Origin of the sequence: Kosakonia sp. BYX6, from assembly GCF_038449125.1 — a bacterium.
GTDB classification, from domain to species: domain Bacteria; phylum Pseudomonadota; class Gammaproteobacteria; order Enterobacterales; family Enterobacteriaceae; genus Kosakonia; species Kosakonia calanthes.
Genome location: NZ_CP151800.1, coordinates 2,353,800 through 2,376,392, shown reverse-complemented (window position 1 = coordinate 2,376,392; position 22,593 = coordinate 2,353,800). Strand labels below are relative to the sequence as shown.

The following is a 22,593-nucleotide window of genomic DNA, read 5'->3' as shown; positions in this document are numbered from 1 at the left end:
TCGCCTGATGGCGGCTACGCCTTATCAGGCCTATGGATTTTGTAGGTCGGGTAAGCGTCAGCGCCACTCGACAAATTGGCGGGCATATAAGTGAGAGGCCGGAATTTCCAGCCTCTTTTTTATCAGAACGTTTCCCAATTATCGCCATTTGTCAGCGCAGGTCGCTGTGGCGTAAAGGGTTTTGCCGTTGGCGTCGAGTTGCTGCTCTGGCGCTGCGGTGCGTCTTCCGACAGACGGAATGCGTCTACCGCTTCGGTCAGACGCGCGGCCTGCTCTTCCAGCGACGTCGCGGCGGCAGACGCTTCTTCGACCAGCGAGGCGTTCTGCTGCGTCACGTTGTCCATCTCGGTAATGGCCTGGCTCACTTGCGTGATGCCTTTGCTCTGCTCATCCGACGCGGCGGCGATTTCCAGCATGATATCGGTCACGCGTTTTACCGCCGTCACGATATCATCCATCGTTTCCCCGGCGGAAACCACTTCACCGGAACCTTGCTCAATCAGGGTGACCGATTCGCTGATCAACGCCTCAATCTCTTTCGCTGCCTGCGCACTGCGGCTTGCCAGGGTGCGCACTTCGCTGGCGACCACCGCAAAGCCACGGCCCTGCTCACCGGCACGGGCGGCTTCGACGGCGGCATTCAGCGCCAGAATATTGGTCTGGAAAGCGATGCTGTTAATCACTGCGGTGATTTCAGAGATTTTGCGCGAACTGGTGGTGATATTGCCCATGGTTTGCACCACGCCGGAAACAATCTGCCCGCCTTTGGTCGCTTTGCCGGAAGCGTCGCGCGCCAGACCACTGGCGTGATGCGCGTTGTCGGCGTTCTGTTTCACGGTTGCAGTCAGTTGCTCCATGCTGGCAGCGGTTTCTTCAATCGCCGCCGCCTGCTGTTCGGTACGCGAAGAGAGATCGGTGTTACCGGCAGAAATTTCGCTGGTACCACGATAGATCTCTTCCGCGCCCTGGCGCACCGTAGCGACGGTGGTCACCAGCGAGTGCTGCATCGCTTGCAGATCTTTGCTCAGGCGGCCAATTTCGCTGCGACCGGCGGCTTCATCGGCAACGGTCAAATCCCCGGAAGCGATGCGGGAAATACGCTGAGCCGCGCGTTGCAGCGGGTTAATGACCACGCGACGCAACACGGTAAAGGTGATGATGGTTAACACCAGCGCGAAGGCGAATGCGGCGGCCATAAACATCAGGCCCAGTTGCGTACGGCTGTGCGCTTCATCCGCCAGATGTTGCGCGCGATCGGTGCGGATCTGGATGGCTTTTAGCAGCACTTCGTTAAAGGCATCATCCAACTGGCGTGCTTGCTCACTTTCGTGGTTGATGATCGCTTCGAACATGCCGTTTTTGGCATATTTCAGCATCGGTTGCATGCCCGCGTTGTAGGCGTTAAAGCGGGTAGTGAGATCGTCATCCAGCGCCAGATCGGCCGGGGTTTTCACCGAGCGATCCATGTATTGCTTGAAGCCATCCAGCGATTGCGCGATGCGTTTTTCCGCTTCGGCGATATTTTTTTTCATATCGTCCATTTCTGCGATACGGCTTGCCGCGCCTGCGTGAATCAGTTTAAGACGCGCTATGCGTAAGTTGTTGGAACTATTGGATAAACCCATGCGCACCTGGATTTCCTGCGTTACATCCTGTTGGTCGCGATCCGCTTGCATCAGGAAATATCCCGCCAGACCAGAACTTAAGGCAAACAGCACCAAAATGCCGCCGAGTATGGAGGAAAACAGGGGAACCAATCGAATATTGTGCATAAATCCAATGCCTTGTGTTTTTTGCATTGCTGCTTTGTTATCCATGGCTATCGACTCTCATATTTGTCTGATACGTACAACCGGAATGATATATAGGCATCGGCAATAATTGGATTTTTCTTATGGCTAAAAGCGCCAAGGCGGTCACAGATTTGGAGTTTGGTAGCGCCAGCGGAGGACCCGCTGGCGTGAGGGGGGATTATTTATCGCCGAAATGGATGACGGTACGAATGGATTTGCCTTCGTGCATCAGATCAAACGCTTCGTTGATTTGATCCAGCGGCAGACGGTGAGTGATGAACGGGTCGAGGCGGATTTTGCCTGCCATTGCGTCTTCAACCATGCCCGGCAACTGGCTGCGGCCTTTCACGCCGCCGAATGCGGAACCGCGCCATACGCGGCCTGTCACTAACTGGAACGGACGGGTACTGATCTCCTGGCCCGCGCCCGCCACGCCGATAATGACGCTTTCGCCCCAGCCTTTGTGGCAGCATTCCAGCGCGGCGCGCATGACATTGACGTTGCCAATGCATTCAAAGCTGAAGTCCACGCCGCCGTCGGTCATCTCAACAATCACTTCTTGAATCGGACGATCATGATCTTTCGGGTTAATAACGTCGGTGGCCCCCATCTCTTTTGCCAGCGGGAATTTATCCGGGTTGGTATCAATCGCCAGAATGCGACCGGCTTTCGCCTGTACTGCGCCCTGAATTGCTGCCAGGCCGATGCCGCCGAGGCCAAAGATCGCCACGGTGTCACCCTCTTTTACTTTCGCCGTGTTGTGAACTGCACCAATGCCGGTGGTTACGCCGCAGCCGAGCAGGCAGACTTTATCCAGCGGCGCTTGCTCGTTCACTTTTGCCAGCGAGATTTCCGCACACACGGTGTATTCGCTAAACGTGCTGGTGCCCATGTAGTGATAAATCGGCTCGCCGTTGTAGGAGAAGCGAGTAGTGCCGTCTGGCATCAGGCCTTTGCCCTGGGTGGCGCGAACGGCCTGGCAAAGGTTGGTTTTGCCAGATTTGCAGAATTTACACTCGCCACATTCGGCAGTGTACAGCGGAATAACATGGTCGCCTGGTTTTAGGCTGGTGACGCCCTCGCCCACTTCAACAACAATACCGCCGCCTTCATGGCCCAGCACTGCCGGGAAAACACCTTCCGGATCGTCACCGGACAAGGTAAATGCATCGGTGTGGCAGACGCCGGTATGGGTGATACGTACCAGTACTTCGCCTTTTTTCGGCGGCGCAACGTCGATCTCAACGATTTTGAGAGGCTGGCCCGGACCGAAGGCCACAGCTGCACGTGATTTCATATGTCTTTTCCTTTTTGTGAGAACCGTGATGCTTATTTTAGATAAGAGCGCAAAAGATGGCCGACTTCTGCCATGCGAACCGCACGTTGATCGGCGGTGGTGTCGCCTGCGACCAGCTCGTCTTTAAGATGAATTTCAACCATTTCGCCCATCAGGCCGTTGGCTGCGCCGCGCACGGCGGCGATTTGCTGCAAAATCGCGATGCACGGCTCGCCGCTTTCCAGCGCGCGCTCCAGTGCGTCAACCTGACCACGAATGCGCCGCACCCGCGTCAGAACCCGCTTTTTGTCTTCAGGTGAATGGGGCATAGAACCTCCGTAGATACTATGGGGGGGTATGGTAACGTGATTTACAACACGATGTAAATGGATGAGTGCGTTGAGTAAAAACTTCCGCGGAAATATGAATAATGAAAAACCTCGCGAGAGCGAGGTTTAATATCGTGCTGTAAATTATATGAGTCTTTAGGGTTGCGGTTGCATAATTCCATTCGCTTCCTTTGGAGTAAGCGTGTACATACCGCCATTAAAAGGATCCACAACCAGATAACCAATTAAACCGCCAAACAGAAGATTTCCACCAATATACCAACCGTTAGGTGTCGATTTCACAGGCAGCGTAGTTTGTGCATATCCTTCACGCGTGAATGTGATTTGATAATGTTTACCACCAAAATAGCTACCATCAGATTTGTCCAGCGTAACACCCTGGGGTGTTTTCCCATGAGATACCACCCTGCCAGTTTCATCCTGGATCTTGAACTCTGCGCCAGCAGGGTCGCTATTGACCTGAACAAGCTGGGTTTTATCGCCAATAATCGTTGCGCATCCTGATAACAAAACCGCCCCTGCAATAGTCGCTATTGCCTTTTTCATTTATTTCTCCATGTTATGGATCTTGTATAAATCAGTTGAAATGAAAATAAAACATTTACGTTACGAAGAAATACCGAATGCATATGTTATTTTTCATCGAGGATGTTTTATCCCGGAATAAATTCTTGTGATGTGAACCATCCTCAAGTTATGAGGAATTAGGCGTCCAACCGAGGCTAAATATTAAATATGAATAAAAAATCCAGCGTGACTGACGCATTTGCATTCCGCTTTATTGGATTTGCAAATGTATATTTAGGATATGATGAGTTATGTGAATATTAAATACGGCAGCCATTATTAAAATGCACTGTGCGGCGATCTCGGCCCTATTCCGCGTGGACGGGACATATGGGAGTGGGAATCAGGGCGCGCGCTTTACATCACTTAGACATCGGCGAGAAAATCAGCTTTATGCCCAGCTGGCTCAGCACTGTGGCCGACGTTTTATCTATCGCTGTCTTAACCCGGCGGGGTTTTGCAGAGGACAACAAAATAGAGACCAGCGCATACCAGCCTGCATCAATGACGAAACTCATCAGTGGGATGATGCAATAGAACGCAGATGAGATATTTGCAGGCCGCAGCGCTGTAAAAACGGACGCAAATACAAATGCGGTTTTAGGATTACTCAGCTGGATAACCAGGCCATCGCGGAAAGTTTTCCACATTCCTTTGTGCGCCCTGCCCGTGCTCAAGTTAAGAATCATAGGGCTGCGCTGCACCGCGAAAGATCTTCACTACCAGCCAGATCAGGTATCAAACAAACCACGATGTATTCATCCGACGATTATTTTGGAGTGGTCATATAGCCAGCACTATTTGTGCCACATCAATATAAAGCGTAAAAGTAGTTAAATAACTTTTGGGTTTGTCCAGCACTCCTTAAATAAAATTATTTACCTTAGATTCTTCTTATTTATTTGCTAAGATTGTTCTTAGTGGAAAAAGTAAATAATCAGCAAGGAGGATGTATGCGCTGGAATATTACGGATATGTTAGTTTCTCCCACCACGGGTACGGCATTCGCTGTGGCCAGCAATTCGGCGGGAAAATCGGTGATTGTTTGGTATAAAGGAGACTATTTTCTTCGCCCAAACAATAGCTTACAGACTGATGCAAAAGGTATTATCGTCAATGGGAAAATGCACCAATTTAGCGTTATTCATACCATGCCCTATTTCCATCACACCTGGGAAAAATTAAAAAATAGTTGCCATTGTCCAGGAAATGATAATATTTCTTTGCGAACATGTGATCAACAACATGGGTGTTTATTTGAGCTTTGTCCTTATGGCATTAAGATGGTCTCATAAGTTACTGCTACGTCGATATATTATATTCTTGATCTGCTAATAATTTGTCCAAATACAAGATATTTCGACCAACTAATAACCCGGTGAACATTCCCACCGGGCAAGCAATTAACGTTTTAGCGGTTGCCCTGCTGTTTCACGGGCGCGCAACACGGTGAGGAACGTAATCAGCGCCGCGCCCATCACATAAAACGCGGGTGAGAATTTATCACCGGTGCTGGTGATGAGGTAAGCAGAGAACCATGGCGTGATACCGCCGAAAAACGCGACAGCAAAATTGTAGGCAATAGAAAGCCCGCCGTAGCGCACGCTGGTTGGGAACAGTTCAGCCATTGCGGCTGTACAGGCGCCATCAAACGCGGCGATAAACGCGCCAAGCATCACCATCGCTAACACTGCCGAGAGCACATCGCCGTTGGCCATCACCATCATTGCCGGGTAGCTGAGCAGAATAAACCCGGTGCAGCCTGCCAGCATCAGCGGTTTTCGTCCGTATTTATCCGACAGATACCCCATAAACGGCACCAGCACGGCAACGGAAAACAGGCCAATCGTCGTGATGGCGTAAGCGTTCAGCTTGCTAAAGTGCAGCTCGGTGGAGAGGTAACTAGGCATAAACGTTTGCAGCGTCCAGTGCCCTACGGCTTTGATCACCACAAACCCTACGCAGAATAACAATGCGCCCCAGGCGGTCGTGACGGCTTTGCGCAGCGGTGCGGCTTCGACCTGCCCGTTTTTCATGGCATCGAGGAATTCCGGCGAATCCTCAAGATGCTTTCGCAGATACAGACCAACCCAACCCAGCGGACCGGCGATCAAAAACGGAATGCGCCAACCCCAGTCGTTCATCGTGCTTTCACCGAGCGTCGCGGTCAGCAGGAAAACCAGCCCGGAACCGACAACAAAGGCCATAAAACCGAAGTTATCGATCCAGCAGGTAAAATAGCCGCGGCGTTCGGTCGGCGCATATTCCGCCAGATACGTCGTTGCCCCCGAACTTTCGCCTCCAGCCGCAAACCCCTGCACCAGGCGCGTGATCACCAGCAACACCGTGGCGCTAATACCAATCTGGTGATACGTCGGCAGCAAGCCCATGACGAATGTCGCGCCGGAGGTAAGCAAAATCACCGTTGCCAGCACTTTTTGCCGCCCTTTTCGATCGCCCAGCGAACCGAAAAACAAGCCACCAAGCGGGCGCATAATAAAGCCCGCGCCAAACACCGCGAACGATGAGAGCAACGCCACGCTGGGGTTTGCCGACTGGAAAAACTGCAGGCCGATAATCGCCGCCAGCGTCCCGTACAGCCCAAAGTCAAACCATTCGACAAAGTGGCCGATACCAGTGGCGAGCAGCACTTTGCGTAATTTTCGCGACCCGGAGGCCTGTTCTTGAGCGGACATGCGATCGAGTGATTCCTGAACTGGCTGTGTCATTTTCCCCCTCCCTCCTCGATAGTGTTTCTATAATAGATATACTATCTACACCGCTTGTACGAATTGCGCACAGCACAGATGGCGTAAAATGTGATTTCCACCCGGCTTTTCGCGGCGAAAAGCCAGACAGGATCACATTTTAATCGCACAAAAGGGAAAGGATTTTTGTAGGCCGGATAGGCGTTCAGCGCCCTCCGGCAGGGCATCAATCGCGTTTTTTCGGCATCATGCGCAGCAGCGTATTGTCTTTGAAGAAATAATGATGCACCAGCGCGGCAGCGGCATGCAGACCAATGACGTAATAACCCAGCGTTGCCAGCAACACATGGTATTCCTTAAACACATCGACCAAATCGAAATTCGCCTCGGCGGCATGCGGCATCACAATGCCAAACGCAATCCACGGGCCGCCACGGTTGTACATCATCAGCAGGCCGAGGATCGGCAAGGCGATAAACAGCAGATAAATCACCAAATGCCCAAGATGAGCAAGCCCGGTCATCATCGCTGAGGGCTTCGGCACAATCGGCGGTGTGGTTTTTTTCAGCCTGACCAACAAGCGCGCCACCATCAGCACCAGAATCGAGATGCCGCAAGAGACATGGACTATATTGAAATACGGGCGGTAGCTGCGCGGCGCGAACCCGCGAAACTCCATGGCGCAATAAGCCGCGACCACCAACAAAAATACCAACCAGTGGATGGCGATTTGTACGCCGGAATATTTGCTACGCATAAAGAAACCCCAAAACGAACGGACCGGCCTTCAACATAACGAGCTTTGCTTAAAAATTCATTAACTTTTCTTTATCAATTTTCAGCAACTTAGCCTTCGCTGAATGCTATTCGTTTGCCCAATACCGCCCGCCAGGTTATCACTGATGTAGTGCATAACGATGAAGGGTGACATCCCGACTGGAGAGAATTATGAGTAAAATTGGCATCAATGGGTTTGGGCGCATCGGCCGCCTGGTCTTACGTCGTCTTCTGGAAACCAACAGCGGCGCGGAAGTGGTCGCGATCAACGATCTGACTTCACCGAAAGTACTGGCCTATTTGTTAAAGCACGACTCTAACTACGGCCCGTTTGGCTGGAGTGTCGATTTCACCGAAGACGCGCTGATCGTCGATGGCAAAACCATCATCGTTTATGCCGAAAAAGAGGCGAAGTATATTCCGTGGCGCAGCGCCGGGGCGGAAATCATTGTTGAATGCACCGGTTTTTATACGTCTGCCGAGAAATCCCAGGCGCATATTGATGCCGGGGCGAAGAAAGTGTTGATCTCCGCACCTGCGGGCGAAATGAAAACGGTGGTCTACAACGTTAATGACGACACCATCGACGCGCAGGACACCATTATTTCTGTCGCTTCCTGCACCACCAACTGCCTGGCGCCAATGGCAAAAGTGTTGCACGACAGTTTCGGCATTAAAGCGGGCACCATGACCACTATTCACGCCTATACCGGTACGCAAGCCCTGGTGGATGGCCCACGCGGTAAAGATCTGCGTGCCTCCCGCGCCGCCGCGGAAAATATCATTCCTCATACTACCGGCGCGGCGAAAGCGATTGGTCTGGTGATCCCGGCGCTGAGCGGCAAACTGAAAGGCCATGCCCAGCGCGTACCGGTCAAAACCGGTTCCGTCACCGAACTGGTGTCGGTGCTAGAGAAAAAAGTGACGGTGGATCACATTCATCAGGCGCTGAAAAAGGCGACCGAAAATAATGAATCCTTCGGTTACACCGATGACGAGATTGTCTCTTGCGATGTGATTGGTAGCCATTTCGGTTCTTTATTTGATGCCACGCAGACCGAAGTCACCGAAGTGGGCGATTTGCAACTGGTAAAAACCGTCGCCTGGTACGATAACGAATACGGTTTTGTCACCCAATTGGTGCGTGTGTTGGAGAAATATCGCGCGTTGTGAATGATGCAGCGCCATCGGGCAACGAAGGAGAACGAGTGAGAAATATCACCCCGCAAGATTTGTTAACCTTAATGGACGTGGCGGTTCAGCACGCAACGACCTTCCCCGTCTGGCCGCAGGGCGAGGCTTCGGGCGCCAGTGTCAGCCCGGTCCGTTTTCAACTTGAAGAGCAACACACTGGCCCCTCGCCATTCGACCGTTCTGTCACCGGCGTTCGCGCCCCGGAAATCACGGTTTATGCGCCGCAAAACCCCAACGGTGTCGGCATTCTGGTGACGCCGGGCGGTTCATATCGCCGCGTGGTGTTAGATAAAGAAGGCAGCGCGCTGGCGCCGGTTTTTAACGCCAAAGGCTACACCTTATTTGTGATGACTTACCGCTTGCCGGGCGATGGGCACGCCGAAGGCGCTGACGCCCCGCTCGCCGATGTCCAGCGCGCGATGCGCGTGATTCGTACGCGCGCAGCCGAGTGGCGCATCGACCCGCAGCGTCTTGGCATTATGGGGTTTTCTGCCGGAGGACACGCGGCGGCAAGTTTAGGCACGCGTTATAACGAGCCGGTTTACACCCCGCTGGATACTGTCGATGAACAGAGCGCTCGCCCGGCCTTTATGGCGCTGGTCTACCCGGTCATCACCATGCATGCCGAGATCGACCACCCTATGTCGCGCCAGCAGTTGATTGGCGATACCCCCAACGATGAGCAGATTCACCATTACTCCGCCGAGCAAATGGCGGACGCGCAAACGCCGCCCACTTTTTTATTGCATGCGGTCGATGATCCTGCGGTGAAAGTGGAAAACAGTGTGGTGATGTTTAGCGCATTGCGCCGCCTGGGTGTGCCGGTGGAAATGCATCTGTTCGAGCAGGGAAAACACGGTTTCGGCATTCGCGATGCGCTGGGGTTGCCAGTGGCGATTTGGCCGGAATTAATGATGGCGTGGATAGCGACAAAAGTGTGAAACGCGCCCCCGCATCAGGCGGGGGCCACGTTCATCAGGATTGCAGATAAACCATCTGCGTTTGCAGATATTCGTTTAGGCCGTGGCGCCCATCCGCTCCGCCGATACCCGATTTGCGCCAGCCGGCATGGAAACCTTGCATCGCCTCGAAGTTCTCGCGGTTGATGTAGGTTTCGCCAAATTTCAGCCCGCGCACCGCTTTCATGGCTGTATTCAGATCCCGCGTGTAGACCGACGACGTCAGGCCATAATCACTGTCGTTCGCCATCGCTAACGCCTCATCCAGGGTGTCAAACGCCACCACCGGCAACACCGGGCCGAAGGTTTCTTCGTGCATGATCGCCATCTGCTGGGTGACATCCAGCAGCAGCGTTGGCGGGTAGAAATAGCCGGTGCCGACCACCGGTTTACCACCCAGCACCACACGCGCCCCTTCGGAAACCGCGCGCGATACTTTTTGCTCAACCCGCTCCAGCGCGGCGGCATTGATCAGCGGCCCCATCGCGATGTCGTTACGCTGCGCCGGGTCGCCAAACTGCACCTCTTTCATCGCATCGCCAAGGCGGTTCACAAAGCGGTCGTAAATGCCTTTTTGCACATAAACGCGCTCGGCGCAATTACATACCTGCCCGGTATTGATGACGCGCGAATCGACAATCGCTTTCACTGCCAGTTCCAGATCCGCATCATCCAACACAATCGCCGGGGCTTTGCCGCCCAGTTCGAGGCACACTTTGGTGATGTTTTTCGCCGCCGCCGCCATGATTTTTTCACCCGCGCCGACGCTGCCGGTCATGCTGACCATCGCTACTTTCGGGTTGCCTGCCAGTTCCTGGCCGACGGTTTCCCCGCGCCCCAACACGAGGTTAAAGACACCTTTTGGCAATCCCACATCGTGAACGATTTTGGCAAACGCAATGGCGTTGTTCGGCGTGAACTCGCTCGGTTTGATCACAATTGTGTTGCCAGTGATCAGTGCGGGCGCCATTTTGCGGGCGATCAGGAAGAACGGGAAGTTCCACGGCAAAATGCCGGTGGTGACGCCGAGGGCGCGTTTGAAAACAAAAATATTCTCGTTAGGGCGATCGCTTTGCAGGATTTCACCTTCATAGCGGCGCGCCCACTCCGCCATATAGTCGATGTAATCGGCGGTAAACGCGACTTCCACTTCCGCCAGTTGCTGGATTTTGCCGCCTTCAGCCACGATCAATGCGCTGATCTCACTGGCTTTTTCACGAATGCCGGCGGCGATTTTTCGCAGCCAACCCGCGCGTTCGATGGCCGGTAGTGCTTCCCAGGCGGGTTGCGCGCGTTCGGCGGCATCAATCGCTTTGCGGGCATCTTCCGCGCTGCCGTCGGGAATGCGCGCCAGTATCTCCTCTGTCGCCGGGTTGACGACGTCGAGCCATTTGTCCCCGTGCCAGCTGACAAATTGCCCATCAATAAACATAGGGTGTTGTACGGGTGCCGTCATGATCCGCTCCTGTAATTACATTGTTTTTAACAAGTGAATTCATTGTTAAAAATCTATCTTCAGACGGCAAATTTCCCAGGCAGATACGCCGCTTTTGTGAGAGAACGCATAAAAGAGCAGAGAAAAGTGGGCAAAAAAATAGCAACTGGCGAAGCAGGCATGCCCGTTTGCGATACGGCTGGCGCAAACGGGCATTGGCTTTACAACGAACGGAAGGACATGGCCTCGGCGAGGGTGCGGTCCGTGTGCAAAACCTGCCAGGCATCTTCAATATGTTGAGGAAAATCAACGTGAACAAGGTAGTCACGGCCATTCGGCCCGTAACCGTTGGCATCATCACGCAGACGCGGGATCTCGCCCAATAGCAGAGACAAATAGCGTTCCACCGACCACAGACCGCGCTGACGAGGCTGAAACTCCAGCCCGTTGTCCGTGTTGATCAGTAATGGGGTTAAACCCGGCCAGCTCAACCAGTGCGGCGCATCGTTACATTGCTCGCTGACGCGGGCAAAGGTCGCCATTGTGCGGCGCTGCATGGTCGGATCCTGCATCACCATGACTGTCTTCGGTTTGATTTCTTTAGTGATGAGCATATCGACGCTGAAACGGGCGTTTTCTCCGCAGTTGGTCGAGCGGTCTTCAATCAGGAGTTGTTTGTCATCCAGTTTCCAGAACTGGCGGGCAATGTCGGCCAGAATCGCGGCTTCACCCCGCCCGGTGGTGCGAATCACGTTATAACGCGGGTGACGGGCAATCGCCGAATAGAGGAAGGTCGTCGAATGGCCGACGCCGCCGCTAATCAGCAACGGCGTTTGTTGCGCCGCCGCCAGCGCACATGCCGCATCAATTGTCGGGATCACGGCGTTACCCGCCAGGATCACCACATCTGCACGCACCGGTGCTGGTTTACCCACAAAATCATTCTGCGCCAGCCATTCCCCGAGCGTGTTCGCGGCAGCTAGCGTCGGCTCCGGCAAAGCGGGAAAAGTTGTCTTCAGCATCAATACCTCCTTCGCGTTACTGTATACAGACTACCGCGTCAACAGGTTCTGAATAGCGGATCACTCCTAAACCTGTTCCTGTAAGTTTCTGTAACTCAATCGATATACTCTGAAATAATCGCTTTTATGGTGACACTGTCACCTTGATTGTTATGAATTTCTGAACACTTAAGCCGATTGCTTTCCGTGCGTAATCTATATTTTTGTTATGCACTTGCAATGCATTTATGGGCGCACGTAGAATCGTTAGCCCCCTAACTATTCAGCTGGTCAATTTTTAGGTCTTCATGGATAACCGCAACTTTTGCATTTTTTATCTGTTTTTTCTGTCTCTGGGTGAAATGGCTTCTCATAAGGTCGACAAATAATGCGCTTGCCGAAAAGCGATCCTTACGCGCCTCGTGAATGGGCCGCCCACGAAAAACCAATGCTGCTGGGCTCCCCCTCCACGCCCTGGCACAGCACGCCGCGACGCATCGCTTATGGCATTGTCGGCTTGCTGGTCTGCATGACCGGCGCGCTCGGCAACGCGATGGTGACCGCGAACCTGCAAAACCTGCAAGGCACCTTTGCCGCCTGGTCGACAGAAATCGCCTGGCTGCCAGCGGTGTATGTGATGACCAATGTCTCAATCAACCTGTTGCTGGTGAAATTCCGCCAGCAGTATGGTTTGCGCGCCTTTACGGAAGGGTTCCTGGTGCTCTATGTGCTGGTCACCTTCTTCCATTTGTTTATTAACGATCTCAGTTCGGCGCTGCTTGTCCGCGCCGCGCACGGTATGGTGGCGGCGGCGCTCAGTTCGCTCGGCATCTATTACCAGATTCAGGCCTGGCCCGCGAAACACCGCTTGAAAGCGCTCACCATCGGCATCACTGGCTCGACGCTGGCGATCCCCATTGCTCGCCTGTTCTCAACGGAACTGTTGCAACTGGACGAGTGGCGCGGTTTGTATCTGTTTGAACTTGGGCTGGCGCTGATTTCTCTCGGTTGCGTTATCGCGCTGAAACTGCCGCCGGGCGACCGCAAACAGGTGTTTGAGAAGAAAGATTTCATCACCTTCTTTTTGCTCGCCCCCGGCATGGCGCTGCTCTGTGCGGTGCTCTCAATGGGCCGCCTCGATTGGTGGTTTGAAGCGCCGTGGATTGGCTGGGCGCTGGCAAGCTCGCTGGTGTTGATTGTCTCGGCGATTGTGTTTGAGCACAACCGCAGCAACCCGCTGCTTAACACACGCTGGCTTTCCAGCGGCAGTATTGTGCGCCTCGGGCTGATTATGCTGTTGATCCGCATTGTGCTCGCCGAGCAGAACACCGGTGTTTTTGGCTGGCTGCAATATGTCGGGCTGCAAAATGAGCAGATGACGCGGCTGGCCTGGTCGATTCTTGCGGGGATTATTTGCGGTATTGCCGCCAGTTGCCTGACGATCAAACCGCAACGGCTGGCGTGGCCGATTGTTACGTCGCTGGTGCTGATGATTATCGCCTCGCTGATGGACAGCCAGTCAACCAGCCTGACGCGCCCGGATCAGTTGATGATTAGCCAGTTCCTGCTCGGTTTTGCCAGCGCGTTTTTTATCGCCCCGGCGATGCTGGCGGGCATCGGCGGCGTGGTGGCCGAACCGCGCAACCTGGTCAGTTTCTCTGTGCTGTTCGGCATGAGCCAGAACATCGGCGGTCTGATGGGTTCCGCGATTCTCGGCACCTTCCAGACCTGGCGCGAAAAGTATCACTCCAGTTTGCTGGCCGATCAGCTCACGACATTAAACCCGCTGGTCAATGACCGCTTGCAACTTTACAGCCAGTTGTACCAGAGCATGATTGGCGACAGCGCGTTGCTCAGCACGCAAGCGGCCACGCAACTGCAAAACGTCTCTACGCTGGAAGCGAATATTCTGGCTTACAACGATACTTATCTGCTGACGGCAAGTATTGCCGCCGCGACGCTGTTGTGGATTTTATGGCGCTTGTTGCGCCTGCGTATTACGGCCCGTCTTGCACTGAAGCGGGCAACTGGAACCAAATAATTTTTATCGGAGTATCTAATGAGTCAGCAGGACGCAGCGAAAGAGCGGGCCAATACCCGCAGCAATGTGCGAATTGTTTCCCTCTTCAGCGCCGCCGCTATTGGCATTGTGGGCGTACTGGTGATCCTGTACGCCTGGCAACTGCCGCCGTTTACCCGCCACACGCAGTTCACGGATAACGCCTACGTGCGCGGACAAACAACGTTTATCAGCCCGCAGGTGAATGGCTATATCACCGACGTGCCGGTGCAGGACTTTACGGTGGTAAAAAAAGGCGATCTGATTATGCAGATCGATGACCGCATTTACCGCCAGCGCGTCGATCAGGCGAAAGCCACACTGGCGATGAAAAAAGCGGCCCTTGAGAACAATCTCCAGCAGCGTAAAAGCGCCCAGGCGGTGATTGCGCGAAACGAAGCCGCCCTCGCCAGTGCCAAAGCGCAAAATCTTCAATCACAGGCGGATTTAAAACGCGTTAAAGAGTTGACCGCCGATGGTTCGCTTTCCGTGCGTGAGCGTGATGCGGCGCTCGCCACCGCCGCGCAAAACACGGCGAATATTGCCCAGGCGCAAGCGACCCTTGAGATGTCGCGCCAGGATCTGCAAACCACCATCGTTAACCGCGCGTCATTGCAGGCGGATGTGGAAAATGCCAAAGCCGCGCTGGAACTGGCGCAAATCGACCTGCAAAACACGCGCATTGTCGCGCCGCGCGACGGGCAACTGGGGCAAATCAGCGTGCGGTTGGGTGCGTATGTCGCCGCTGGAACTCACCTTACGTCGCTGGTGCCGTCGCAGCGCTGGGTGATTGCGAACCTGAAAGAGACGCAACTGGCCGATGTGCTGATTGGCCAACCGGTGCGGTTTACCGTCGATGCCCTGAACGGCGATGCCTTTACCGGGCGCGTGGAGAGTATTTCCCCCGCCACTGGCGTTGAATTCAGCGCGATTAGCCCGGATAACGCCACTGGAAACTTTGTCAAAATCGCCCAGCGCATTCCGGTGCGAATTCAGGTTGAAGGCAAAGCGGAAGAGGTAGCGCGTCTGCGTCCTGGCATGTCCGTGCAGGTGAGCATTGATACGCGGGAGGCGCAGAAATGAGGCTGCATCCCGCCGTTGTTGCACTGAGCCTTGTGCTCGCGGGTTGCCAGTCCGCCGATGTTGAAAAAGCGCAGCCGTCATTACAGATCCCCGCCGCCTGGCGTAACGATGCAGGCCCCGCCAGCAAAACAGACAGTGTCTGGTGGCGCAATTTCCACGATAGCCAGTTAAACCGTTATGTCGATCAGGCCCTGCGCCACAACAGCGATGTGCTAATTGCCCGCGAACGGGTTAATGAATACCAGGCGCGTGTTTACGCCGCCGACAGCGCATTGTTTCCCGAACTGGACGCGGGCTTTTCCGGCACGCGCGCCCGCTCACAATCCGCCGCGACCGGCCTGCCGATTCACAGCACCGTCTATAAAGGCAATTTGACCGCCAGTTACGATGTCGATATTTGGGGTGCCAGCCGCAGCGCGTCACGGGCGGCTGATGCGTCGCTGGAAGCGCAGAAAGCCGCGGCGGCCGCCGCCGATTTAACGGTCGCGACTAATGTGGCGTCCGGTTATCTCACGCTGTTGTCGCTGGATGAGCAGTTGCAAGTGACCCGCTCAACACTTAAAGCGCGCGAAGATGCCTTGCAGCTCGCCCGGCGTCAGTATGAAACAGGCTATACTTCCCGGCTGGAGTTGATGCAATCGGACGCGGAATTACGCACGGCGCGCGCGCAGGTTCCAGTGCTACAACACCAGATAAGCCAGCAGGAAAATGCCTTAAGCCTGTTGCTCGGCAATAATCCCGGAACCCTTGATCGCAATGCGTTTGCCGCGCTGACGCCGCTCAAACTGCCGTCGCAATTGCCATCAACGTTACTGAACCGGCGCCCGGATATTGTGCAGGCGCAGCGCCAGTTGGTCGCCGCCGACGCCACGCTTGCGTCATCACAGGCGAAATTATTGCCGTCAATCAACCTGACAGCGACCGGCAGTATGCAAGATGACACCCTGCCCGGTTTGCTGGATAACCCGCTACGGCTATGGAGCCTGGGCGGCAGTATTCTCGCGCCGTTGCTGAACCGCCAGGCGCTGAATGCGCAAGTGGATGTGTCAATGTCGCAGCGCAATCAGGCGCTCTACACCTATGAAAAGACCGTTCGTAGCGCTTTCAAAGAGGTTAACGACAGTCTGGATGCCATTACCCGGCTTGGCGAGCAGTTGACCGAGCTTGAGGGCCAACAGCAGGTCGCGCAGGAGACGTTGCGCATTGCGCAAAACCGTTATCGTAACGGCTACTCCTCTTACTTAGACGTGCTCGATGCGCAACGCACGCTGTTTTCCGCCCAACTGAGCGCCGTGCAGGTGAAAAATAACCTGTTATTGGCGCAGGTCGATCTTTATCGCGCGTTGGGAGGTGGCTGGTCCGGGCTGAATTAAGTGATGACAAAACCAGGAGTGATGCTATGCAGCAGAAGTGGTCCGCGGTTGATGAATACTTAGAGCAAAATCTGATTCCGGAAGATGAAATCCTGACGCAAATACTGGCGAATAACCGGCGCGCCGGGCTTCCGGGCGTTGATGTTTCCCCCACGCAGGGGCAGTTATTGGCCCTGTTTGTCCGCATGGTACGGGCAAAGCGCATTCTTGAAATTGGCACATTGGGCGGGTACAGCACGCTGTGGATGGCGCGTGAATTACCCTCTAATGGCGAGTTGTTGACGCTGGAAGCCGATCCGTTACACGCGGCGATTGCCCGCGAAAACTTACACCTTGCCGGGGTTAATCGGTTAGTTACCGTCGCGGAAGGCCCGGCGCTGGATACGCTGGAAAATCTCGGCGACCGCCCGCCTTTTGATTTGATTTTTATTGATGCCGATAAGCCCAACAACCCCAATTACCTGAAGTGGGCGCTGCATTATTCACGTCCCGGTACGTTGATCATTGGTGATAACGTGGTGCGCAGCGGTGAGGTGACCAACCCGGTGACCACCGATACCAGCGTGCAAGGGGTGCGTAAGTTTATTGAGATGATCGGCGCCGACCCGCGCCTTACAGCGACGGCAATGCAAACCGTCGGCGTGAAAGGTTGGGATGGGTTTACCCTGGCATGGGTAAACGCGTGATGCGATTTTGTAGGCCCGGTAAGCGAAGGGTATGAACCGGAAACATGGGTAACACTTTAGACCGGATACATGGGTAACAGTTTTAACTGGCATAGAAGAGGAGACTCCCTATGCCCTGGACTGAGACCCGACCTATGCAACGCCTTGATTTTGTCCGTGCCTGCCATGCAGGTACGGACTCCTTTTCAGCTCTGTGTCGCCTCTTCGGCATCAGCCGCAAAACCGGCTATAAATGGCTTGAACGATTCGACCCTTCCGACCTTTCTTCTCTCGCTGATCGCTCACGCGCTCCCCGTTCTCATTCCCGGGCGGTCCCGGATGATATCGCCAGCCATCTGATCGCCCTGCGACATAAACATCCTGACTGGGGCCCTAAAAAACTGAGGATGTGGTGCCTCAATCATGGGGTTGATTTTACCGTACCGGCAGCCAGCACTATCGGCGATATCCTCAAGCGCGAAGGCCTGGTCCCGGATAAAAAGCGCAGACGCAGAACGCCGGGCAACCGCCAGCCGCTGACCACCATCAGTGAGAACAACCAGGTCTGGAGCGCGGATTTTAAAGGCAGGTTCAGGATGCTGAGCCAGGAATACTGCCATCCCTTCACGCTGACGGATAATCACAGCAGGTATCTCCTGAGCTGCCGGGCAACAGACCGGGAGAGTGAACCGTTTGTCAGAGCGTGCCTGACGGATGCGTTCATGGAGTATGGCCTGCCGGACGTGCTCCGGACAGATAACGGGCAGCCTTTTGCCGGAACAGGTATCGCCGGGTTAAGTCGGCTGGCGGTCTGGCTGATAAAACTGGGTGTCAGACCGGAGCGTATCAGAAAGGGGCATCCGGAAGAAAATGGCCGCCATGAGCGCATGCACCGTTCACTAAAACGGGCGCTGGAATGTGGCAATACGTTCATGACGATGGAAGAGCAGCAGCACTGGTTCAGCGATTACCGGGAAGAGTTTAATCATGAAAGACCGCATGAAGCGCTGTGTGGGGTAACTCCCGGGACCGTGTGGAAACCGTCGCAACGGCAGTGGGATGGCAGGGTACCGGAGTACGTTTATCCGTCAGGTGCGACAGTCCATAAAGTGAAGTCGAGAGGAACACTGTTTATGGGTAAAAAGGGTACGGTGTTCCTGAGTGAAGCACTGACAGGGGAGCACATCATGCTGGAGGAACAAGATGATGGCCTGGAAGCCATCATCTTCAATGGAATAACACTTGCTTACTACGACCGGAAAACCCAGAGTGTGGTCCGGATAGATTAGAAAAGTGTTACCTGTGTTCCCGGTCTGATCTGTCACCTATGTATCCGGTCATACAGAAGCGCCACCGGGCAATGGCAAAACATTACGCGCTAATCTGTTCCATGGCCTGCAAAATCCGTTTATCGGAGATCGGATACGGTGTTCCGAGTTGCTGCGCGAAATAACTGACGCGCAGCTCCTCGATCATCCAGCGAATCTCTTTCACGTCTTCATCTTCGCGCCGCGCGGGCGGCAACTTGTTCAACCACTGCTGCCACGCCTGCTGCGTCTGCTCGACTTTCAGCATCTGCGCGCGATCGCGGTGCGGATCGACCGCCAGTTTCTCCAGCCGCTTCTCAATCGCCTGCAGATAACGCAGCGTGTCGCCAAGACGACGGAAACCGTTGCCGGTGACAAAACCGCGATACACCAGCCCGCTCATTTGCGCTTTGATGTCCGACAGCCCCAGCGCCATGGTCATATCCACGCGCCCTTTCAGGCGTTTGTTGATAGTGAACACCGCCGTCAGGATCTGCTCGACCTGTTTAGCAATCTGCACCACCGTTTCGTTCAACTCGGCGCGCACTTTCTCATGCAGCGCGGCAAAACCTTCTTCCGTCCACACCGGCCCACCCGCTTCGTCGATCAGCTTATCGACGCCGCACGAGATGCAGTCATCAATCAGATCCAGCACTTTGCCGTAGGGGTTAAAGTAGAGACCGAGTTTGGCTTTGTTCGGCAGTTTTTCGTGCAGATATTTTATCGGCGACGGAATGTTTAACAGCAGCAAACGGCGGATACCGCGCCACATCGCCTGTTGCTGCTCCTGCGGATTATCAAACAGCTTGATCGCGACACTGTCACGTTCATCAACCAGCGCTGGCCAGGCTTTCACCTTATAGTTGCCGCGTTTTTGCTCGTAACTTTCTGCAAGGGTGCCGAAACTCCAGAGATGCAACCCACTTTGCTCAATACCGTCGTCGGCCACCGCAGATAAGGTTTCTTGTACCTTGCCTTTCAGTTGCTCTTTCAATTCGCTGAGCGAACGTCCTTCGAGCAGCTTTTTGTTTTTGTCATCCACCACGCGAAAGGAGATTTTCAGATGATCGGGCACCTGTTCCCAATGCCAGTCATCGCGATCCACGGTAACACCCGTCATGCGGCGCAACTCGCGCTCCAGCGCATCCAGCAGCGGCATTTCCAGCGGCGTGACGCGGCCAAGAAACGCTTCGGCGTAATTCGGCGCAGGCACAAAATTGCGGCGCGCCGGTTTGGGCAGCGATTTGATTAACGCAATCACCAGTTCGCGGCGTAGACCGGGAATTTGCCACTCGAAACCGCTCTCTTCCACCTGGTTGAGCAATGGCAACGGAATATGCACGGTCACGCCATCGGCATCGGTACCGGGTTCAAACTGGTAGCTCAGGCGCAGTTTCAGGTTGCCCTGATGCCAGAAGTTCGGGTAATCGAGCTTGCTGACGTTTTCCGCGCCCTCTTTGATCAACATGCTCTTTTCGAAGTTGAGCAAGTCCGGCGTTTCGCGGCTGGCCTTTTTCCACCAGTTATCAAAATGGCGCGCGGAAACCACTTCATGGCTGATGCGCTGATCGTAAAATTCAAACAAGGTTTCATCGTCGACCAGAATGTCGCGGCGCCGCGATTTATGCTCCAGTTCTTCCACTTCTGCGCGCAGTTTCAGGTTTTCGCGGAAGAACGCATGGCGCGTTTGCCAGTCACCCTCCACCAGCGCATGGCGGATAAACAACTCGCGGCTCAGCGCCGGATCGATCTGGCTGTAATTCACTTTACGTGCCGCGACAATCGGCAGCCCATAAACGGTGACTTTTTCTGTCGCCATCACCGCGCCCTGCGCCCGCTCCCAATGCGGCTCGCTGTAAGAACGCTTGATCAGATGTTGCGCGACGGGCTCCACCCACTCGGGATCAATACGCGCGGCAATGCGCCCCCATAACCGGCTGGTTTCCACCAGTTCGGCAACCATCGTCCATTTCGGCGGCTTTTTGAATAAGCCGGAACCGGGGAAAATGGCGAAACGGGCATTGCGTGCACCGGTAAACTCTTGTTTATCAGCGTCTTTCATACCGATATGCGACAGCAAACCGGTTAACAGCGCGATATGAATTTCGCGGTATTCCGCCGGTTCACTGTTGACCGGAATGCCCAACTCTTTCACCACCTGGCGCAACTGAGTGTAGATATCTTGCCATTCGCGTACGCGCAAATAGTTCAGATACTCCAGCCGACACTGGCGGCGGAACTGGTTCGACGAGAGCGCTTTTTGCTGCTCGCCGAGGTAGTTCCACAGGTTCACAAAAGCGAGGAAGTCGGACTCTTTATCGTGGAAGCGCTGATGTTTCTCGTCCGAGGCCTGTTTTTTATCCAGCGGCCGTTCACGCGGATCCTGAATAGAGAGCGCCGAGGTGATGATCATCGCTTCGCGCACGCAGCCATGTTTTTGCGCTTCCAGCACCATGCGCGCCAGACGTGGATCGACCGGTAGTTGCGATAGCTGGCGGCCCAGCGGCGTCAATTTGTAGGCGCTCTGCTGCTCATCAGTGGTGATCGCGCCAAGCTCTTCCAACAGACGCACGCCGTCCTGGATATTGCGTTTATCCGGCGCTTCGACAAACGGAAACGCGGCGATATCGCCCAGCCCCAGCGCCGTCATTTGCAAAATGACCGATGCGAGATTGGTGCGCAGAATTTCCGGGTCGGTAAATTCCGGGCGCGAGAGGAAGTCATCTTCCGAATAAAGACGGATACAGATCCCTTCCGATACGCGACCACAGCGCCCTTTACGTTGGTTCGCCGAGGCTTGCGATACCGGCTCAATCGGCAAACGCTGCACTTTGGTACGGTAGCTGTAGCGGCTGATTCGTGCCGTGCCGGGGTCAATCACATATTTAATGCCCGGAACGGTGAGCGAGGTTTCCGCGACGTTAGTGGCCAGCACGATGCGCCGCCCACTGTGCGCCTGAAATACGCGGTTTTGATCGCTGTTGGATAAACGCGCATACAGCGGCAGGATTTCGGTATGGCGCAAATCGCGTTTGCTCAATGCGTCTGCTGTATCGCGGATTTCGCGTTCGCCGCTCATAAAGATCAGAATATCGCCCGCGCTTTCACGTCCCAGCTCATCCACGGCATCAAAAATGGCCTGCAATTGATCGCGTTCAGTATCGTCCGCTTCTTCGACAATCGGGCGATAACGCATTTCCACCGGGTACGTCCGGCCTGAAACTTCGATGATTGGCGCATTATTGAAATGGCGGGAAAAACGTTCCGGGTCGATGGTCGCGGACGTGATGATGATTTTGAGATCCGGGCGGCGCGGTAGCAACTCGCGCAGGTAACCGAGCAGGAAATCGATGTTCAGGCTGCGTTCGTGCGCTTCATCAATAATGAGGGTGTCGTACTGCATCAGCAGCCGGTCCTGCTGGATTTCTGCCAGCAAAATACCGTCAGTCATCAGTTTGACCATGGTGTTATCGCTGACGTGATCGCTAAAACGCACTTTGTAACCGATACAGCCACCCGGCTCGGTTTTCAGTTCTTCGGCAATACGGTTTGCCACAGTACGCGCCGCCAGACGGCGTGGTTGGGTGTGACCAATCAGCCCTTTGATTCCGCGCCCCAGTTCCATGCAGATTTTCGGCAACTGTGTGGTTTTACCGGAGCCGGTTTCCCCGGCGACGATAACCACCTGGTTATCACGCACGGCTTCAAGAATGGCCTGTTTTTTCTGGCTGACTGGCAGGTTTTCCGGGTAATCAATCGTCGGGCGCGACGCTTCGCGCAGCGTCACTTTTTCAGCGGCTTGTGCTGCTTCCTGCGCGATCTGTTGTAAAAGCGCCTGCTGAGATTCAGGATTTTTAACTTTCTTGCAGCCCTGCAAACGGCGCGCGAAGCGTTGCCGGTCGCGCAACATCAGGTTATCGAGCTGCGTATAGAGTTCGGAGATGGTTAATTTATATTGTTCAGTCATAGATTTATCGGGCAGAGCACTGCCGGGAAACTTCTTAAGTTCGCAATGGCCGAAGAATAACACATCGCGATAATCCTTT

At 54.5% G+C, this 22,593-nt stretch carries 18 protein-coding genes; 8 read left to right on the top strand and 10 right to left on the bottom strand.

The window, feature by feature from the left end; genetic code table 11:
* Window positions 1-122: 122 nt before the first annotated feature.
* The 5 genes from AAEY27_RS11105 to AAEY27_RS11085 all read right to left on the bottom strand — a co-directional run bounded on the left by AAEY27_RS11105 (window position 123) and on the right by AAEY27_RS11085 (window position 4,636).
* Window positions 123-1,817, bottom strand: a complete 1,695-nt coding sequence (locus tag AAEY27_RS11105) for a methyl-accepting chemotaxis protein (RefSeq protein WP_342325400.1) — start codon at window positions 1,815-1,817, stop codon at window positions 123-125.
* Window positions 1,818-1,971: 154 nt separating this feature from the next.
* On the bottom strand, window positions 1,972-3,090 hold the full coding sequence (locus AAEY27_RS11100) for an S-(hydroxymethyl)glutathione dehydrogenase/class III alcohol dehydrogenase (RefSeq protein WP_342325398.1): 1,119 nt from the start codon (window positions 3,088-3,090) through the stop codon (window positions 1,972-1,974).
* 32 nt (window positions 3,091-3,122) lie between these two features.
* Window positions 3,123-3,398, bottom strand: coding sequence for a metal/formaldehyde-sensitive transcriptional repressor (locus tag AAEY27_RS11095; protein ID WP_342325396.1), 276 nt, complete (start codon window positions 3,396-3,398; stop codon window positions 3,123-3,125).
* Between the two features lie 156 nt (window positions 3,399-3,554).
* The gene (locus AAEY27_RS11090; RefSeq protein WP_342325394.1) at window positions 3,555-3,965 is read right to left on the bottom strand and encodes a hypothetical protein; all 411 of its coding nucleotides are present in this window, start codon (window positions 3,963-3,965) and stop codon (window positions 3,555-3,557) included.
* Window positions 3,966-4,348: 383 nt separating this feature from the next.
* Complete coding sequence (locus AAEY27_RS11085; protein WP_342325393.1) at window positions 4,349-4,636, bottom strand: LysE family transporter; 288 nt, start codon at window positions 4,634-4,636, stop codon at window positions 4,349-4,351.
* Between the two features lie 303 nt (window positions 4,637-4,939).
* Here AAEY27_RS11085 and AAEY27_RS11080 point away from each other — a divergent pair, with 303 nt between their 5' ends.
* A complete protein-coding gene (locus AAEY27_RS11080; protein WP_342325392.1) occupies window positions 4,940-5,281 on the top strand; it encodes an anti-adapter protein iraM in 342 nt (113 codons plus the stop codon).
* A 108-nt stretch (window positions 5,282-5,389) separates the two neighbouring features.
* On the opposite strand, the gene AAEY27_RS11075 is transcribed toward AAEY27_RS11080, so the two are convergent.
* Both AAEY27_RS11075 and cybB read right to left on the bottom strand, forming a co-directional pair.
* On the bottom strand, window positions 5,390-6,715 hold the full coding sequence (locus AAEY27_RS11075) for an MFS transporter (protein ID WP_425294664.1): 1,326 nt from the start codon (window positions 6,713-6,715) through the stop codon (window positions 5,390-5,392).
* A 205-nt stretch (window positions 6,716-6,920) separates the two neighbouring features.
* Window positions 6,921-7,451, bottom strand: coding sequence for a cytochrome b561 (gene cybB / locus AAEY27_RS11070; RefSeq protein ID WP_342325391.1), 531 nt, complete (start codon window positions 7,449-7,451; stop codon window positions 6,921-6,923).
* Between the two features lie 191 nt (window positions 7,452-7,642).
* Here cybB and gap point away from each other — a divergent pair, with 191 nt between their 5' ends.
* On the top strand, window positions 7,643-8,644 hold the full coding sequence (gap, locus tag AAEY27_RS11065) for a type I glyceraldehyde-3-phosphate dehydrogenase (protein WP_342325389.1): 1,002 nt from the start codon (window positions 7,643-7,645) through the stop codon (window positions 8,642-8,644).
* 35 nt (window positions 8,645-8,679) lie between these two features.
* Window positions 8,680-9,606 (top strand): alpha/beta hydrolase, encoded by a 927-nt coding sequence (locus tag AAEY27_RS11060; protein WP_342325387.1) that lies wholly within the window; start codon window positions 8,680-8,682, stop codon window positions 9,604-9,606.
* A gap of 34 nt (window positions 9,607-9,640) precedes the next feature.
* Here AAEY27_RS11060 and aldA read toward each other — a convergent pair whose 3' ends face one another.
* Together aldA and AAEY27_RS11050 are read right to left on the bottom strand one after the other, a co-directional pair.
* On the bottom strand, window positions 9,641-11,080 hold the full coding sequence (aldA, locus tag AAEY27_RS11055) for an aldehyde dehydrogenase (protein WP_342325385.1): 1,440 nt from the start codon (window positions 11,078-11,080) through the stop codon (window positions 9,641-9,643).
* Window positions 11,081-11,280: 200 nt separating this feature from the next.
* On the bottom strand, window positions 11,281-12,081 hold the full coding sequence (locus AAEY27_RS11050; RefSeq protein WP_342325384.1) for a YdcF family protein: 801 nt from the start codon (window positions 12,079-12,081) through the stop codon (window positions 11,281-11,283).
* Window positions 12,082-12,448: 367 nt separating this feature from the next.
* On the opposite strand from AAEY27_RS11050, the gene AAEY27_RS11045 reads away from it, so the two are divergent.
* The 5 genes from AAEY27_RS11045 to AAEY27_RS11025 all read left to right on the top strand — a co-directional run bounded on the left by AAEY27_RS11045 (window position 12,449) and on the right by AAEY27_RS11025 (window position 18,529).
* Window positions 12,449-14,101, top strand: a complete 1,653-nt coding sequence (locus tag AAEY27_RS11045) for an MFS transporter (RefSeq protein ID WP_342325382.1) — start codon at window positions 12,449-12,451, stop codon at window positions 14,099-14,101.
* An 18-nt stretch (window positions 14,102-14,119) separates the two neighbouring features.
* On the top strand, window positions 14,120-15,202 hold the full coding sequence (locus AAEY27_RS11040) for an HlyD family secretion protein (protein WP_342325380.1): 1,083 nt from the start codon (window positions 14,120-14,122) through the stop codon (window positions 15,200-15,202).
* Window positions 15,199-16,575 (top strand): efflux transporter outer membrane subunit, encoded by a 1,377-nt coding sequence (locus AAEY27_RS11035; protein WP_342325378.1) that lies wholly within the window; start codon window positions 15,199-15,201, stop codon window positions 16,573-16,575. The genes AAEY27_RS11040 and AAEY27_RS11035 overlap by 4 nt, the downstream gene beginning before the upstream one ends.
* Window positions 16,576-16,601: 26 nt before the next feature.
* Window positions 16,602-17,261, top strand: a complete 660-nt coding sequence (locus AAEY27_RS11030; protein WP_342325376.1) for an O-methyltransferase — start codon at window positions 16,602-16,604, stop codon at window positions 17,259-17,261.
* Window positions 17,262-17,371: 110 nt separating this feature from the next.
* Window positions 17,372-18,529 carry a DDE-type integrase/transposase/recombinase gene (locus tag AAEY27_RS11025; protein WP_342325374.1) on the top strand — a complete coding sequence of 386 codons (1,158 nt, stop codon included), beginning with the start codon at window positions 17,372-17,374 and terminating at the stop codon, window positions 18,527-18,529.
* Between the two features lie 82 nt (window positions 18,530-18,611).
* Here AAEY27_RS11025 and hrpA read toward each other — a convergent pair whose 3' ends face one another.
* Complete coding sequence (gene hrpA, locus AAEY27_RS11020) at window positions 18,612-22,514, bottom strand: ATP-dependent RNA helicase HrpA (RefSeq protein WP_342325372.1); 3,903 nt, start codon at window positions 22,512-22,514, stop codon at window positions 18,612-18,614.
* Window positions 22,515-22,593 lie beyond the last annotated feature (79 nt).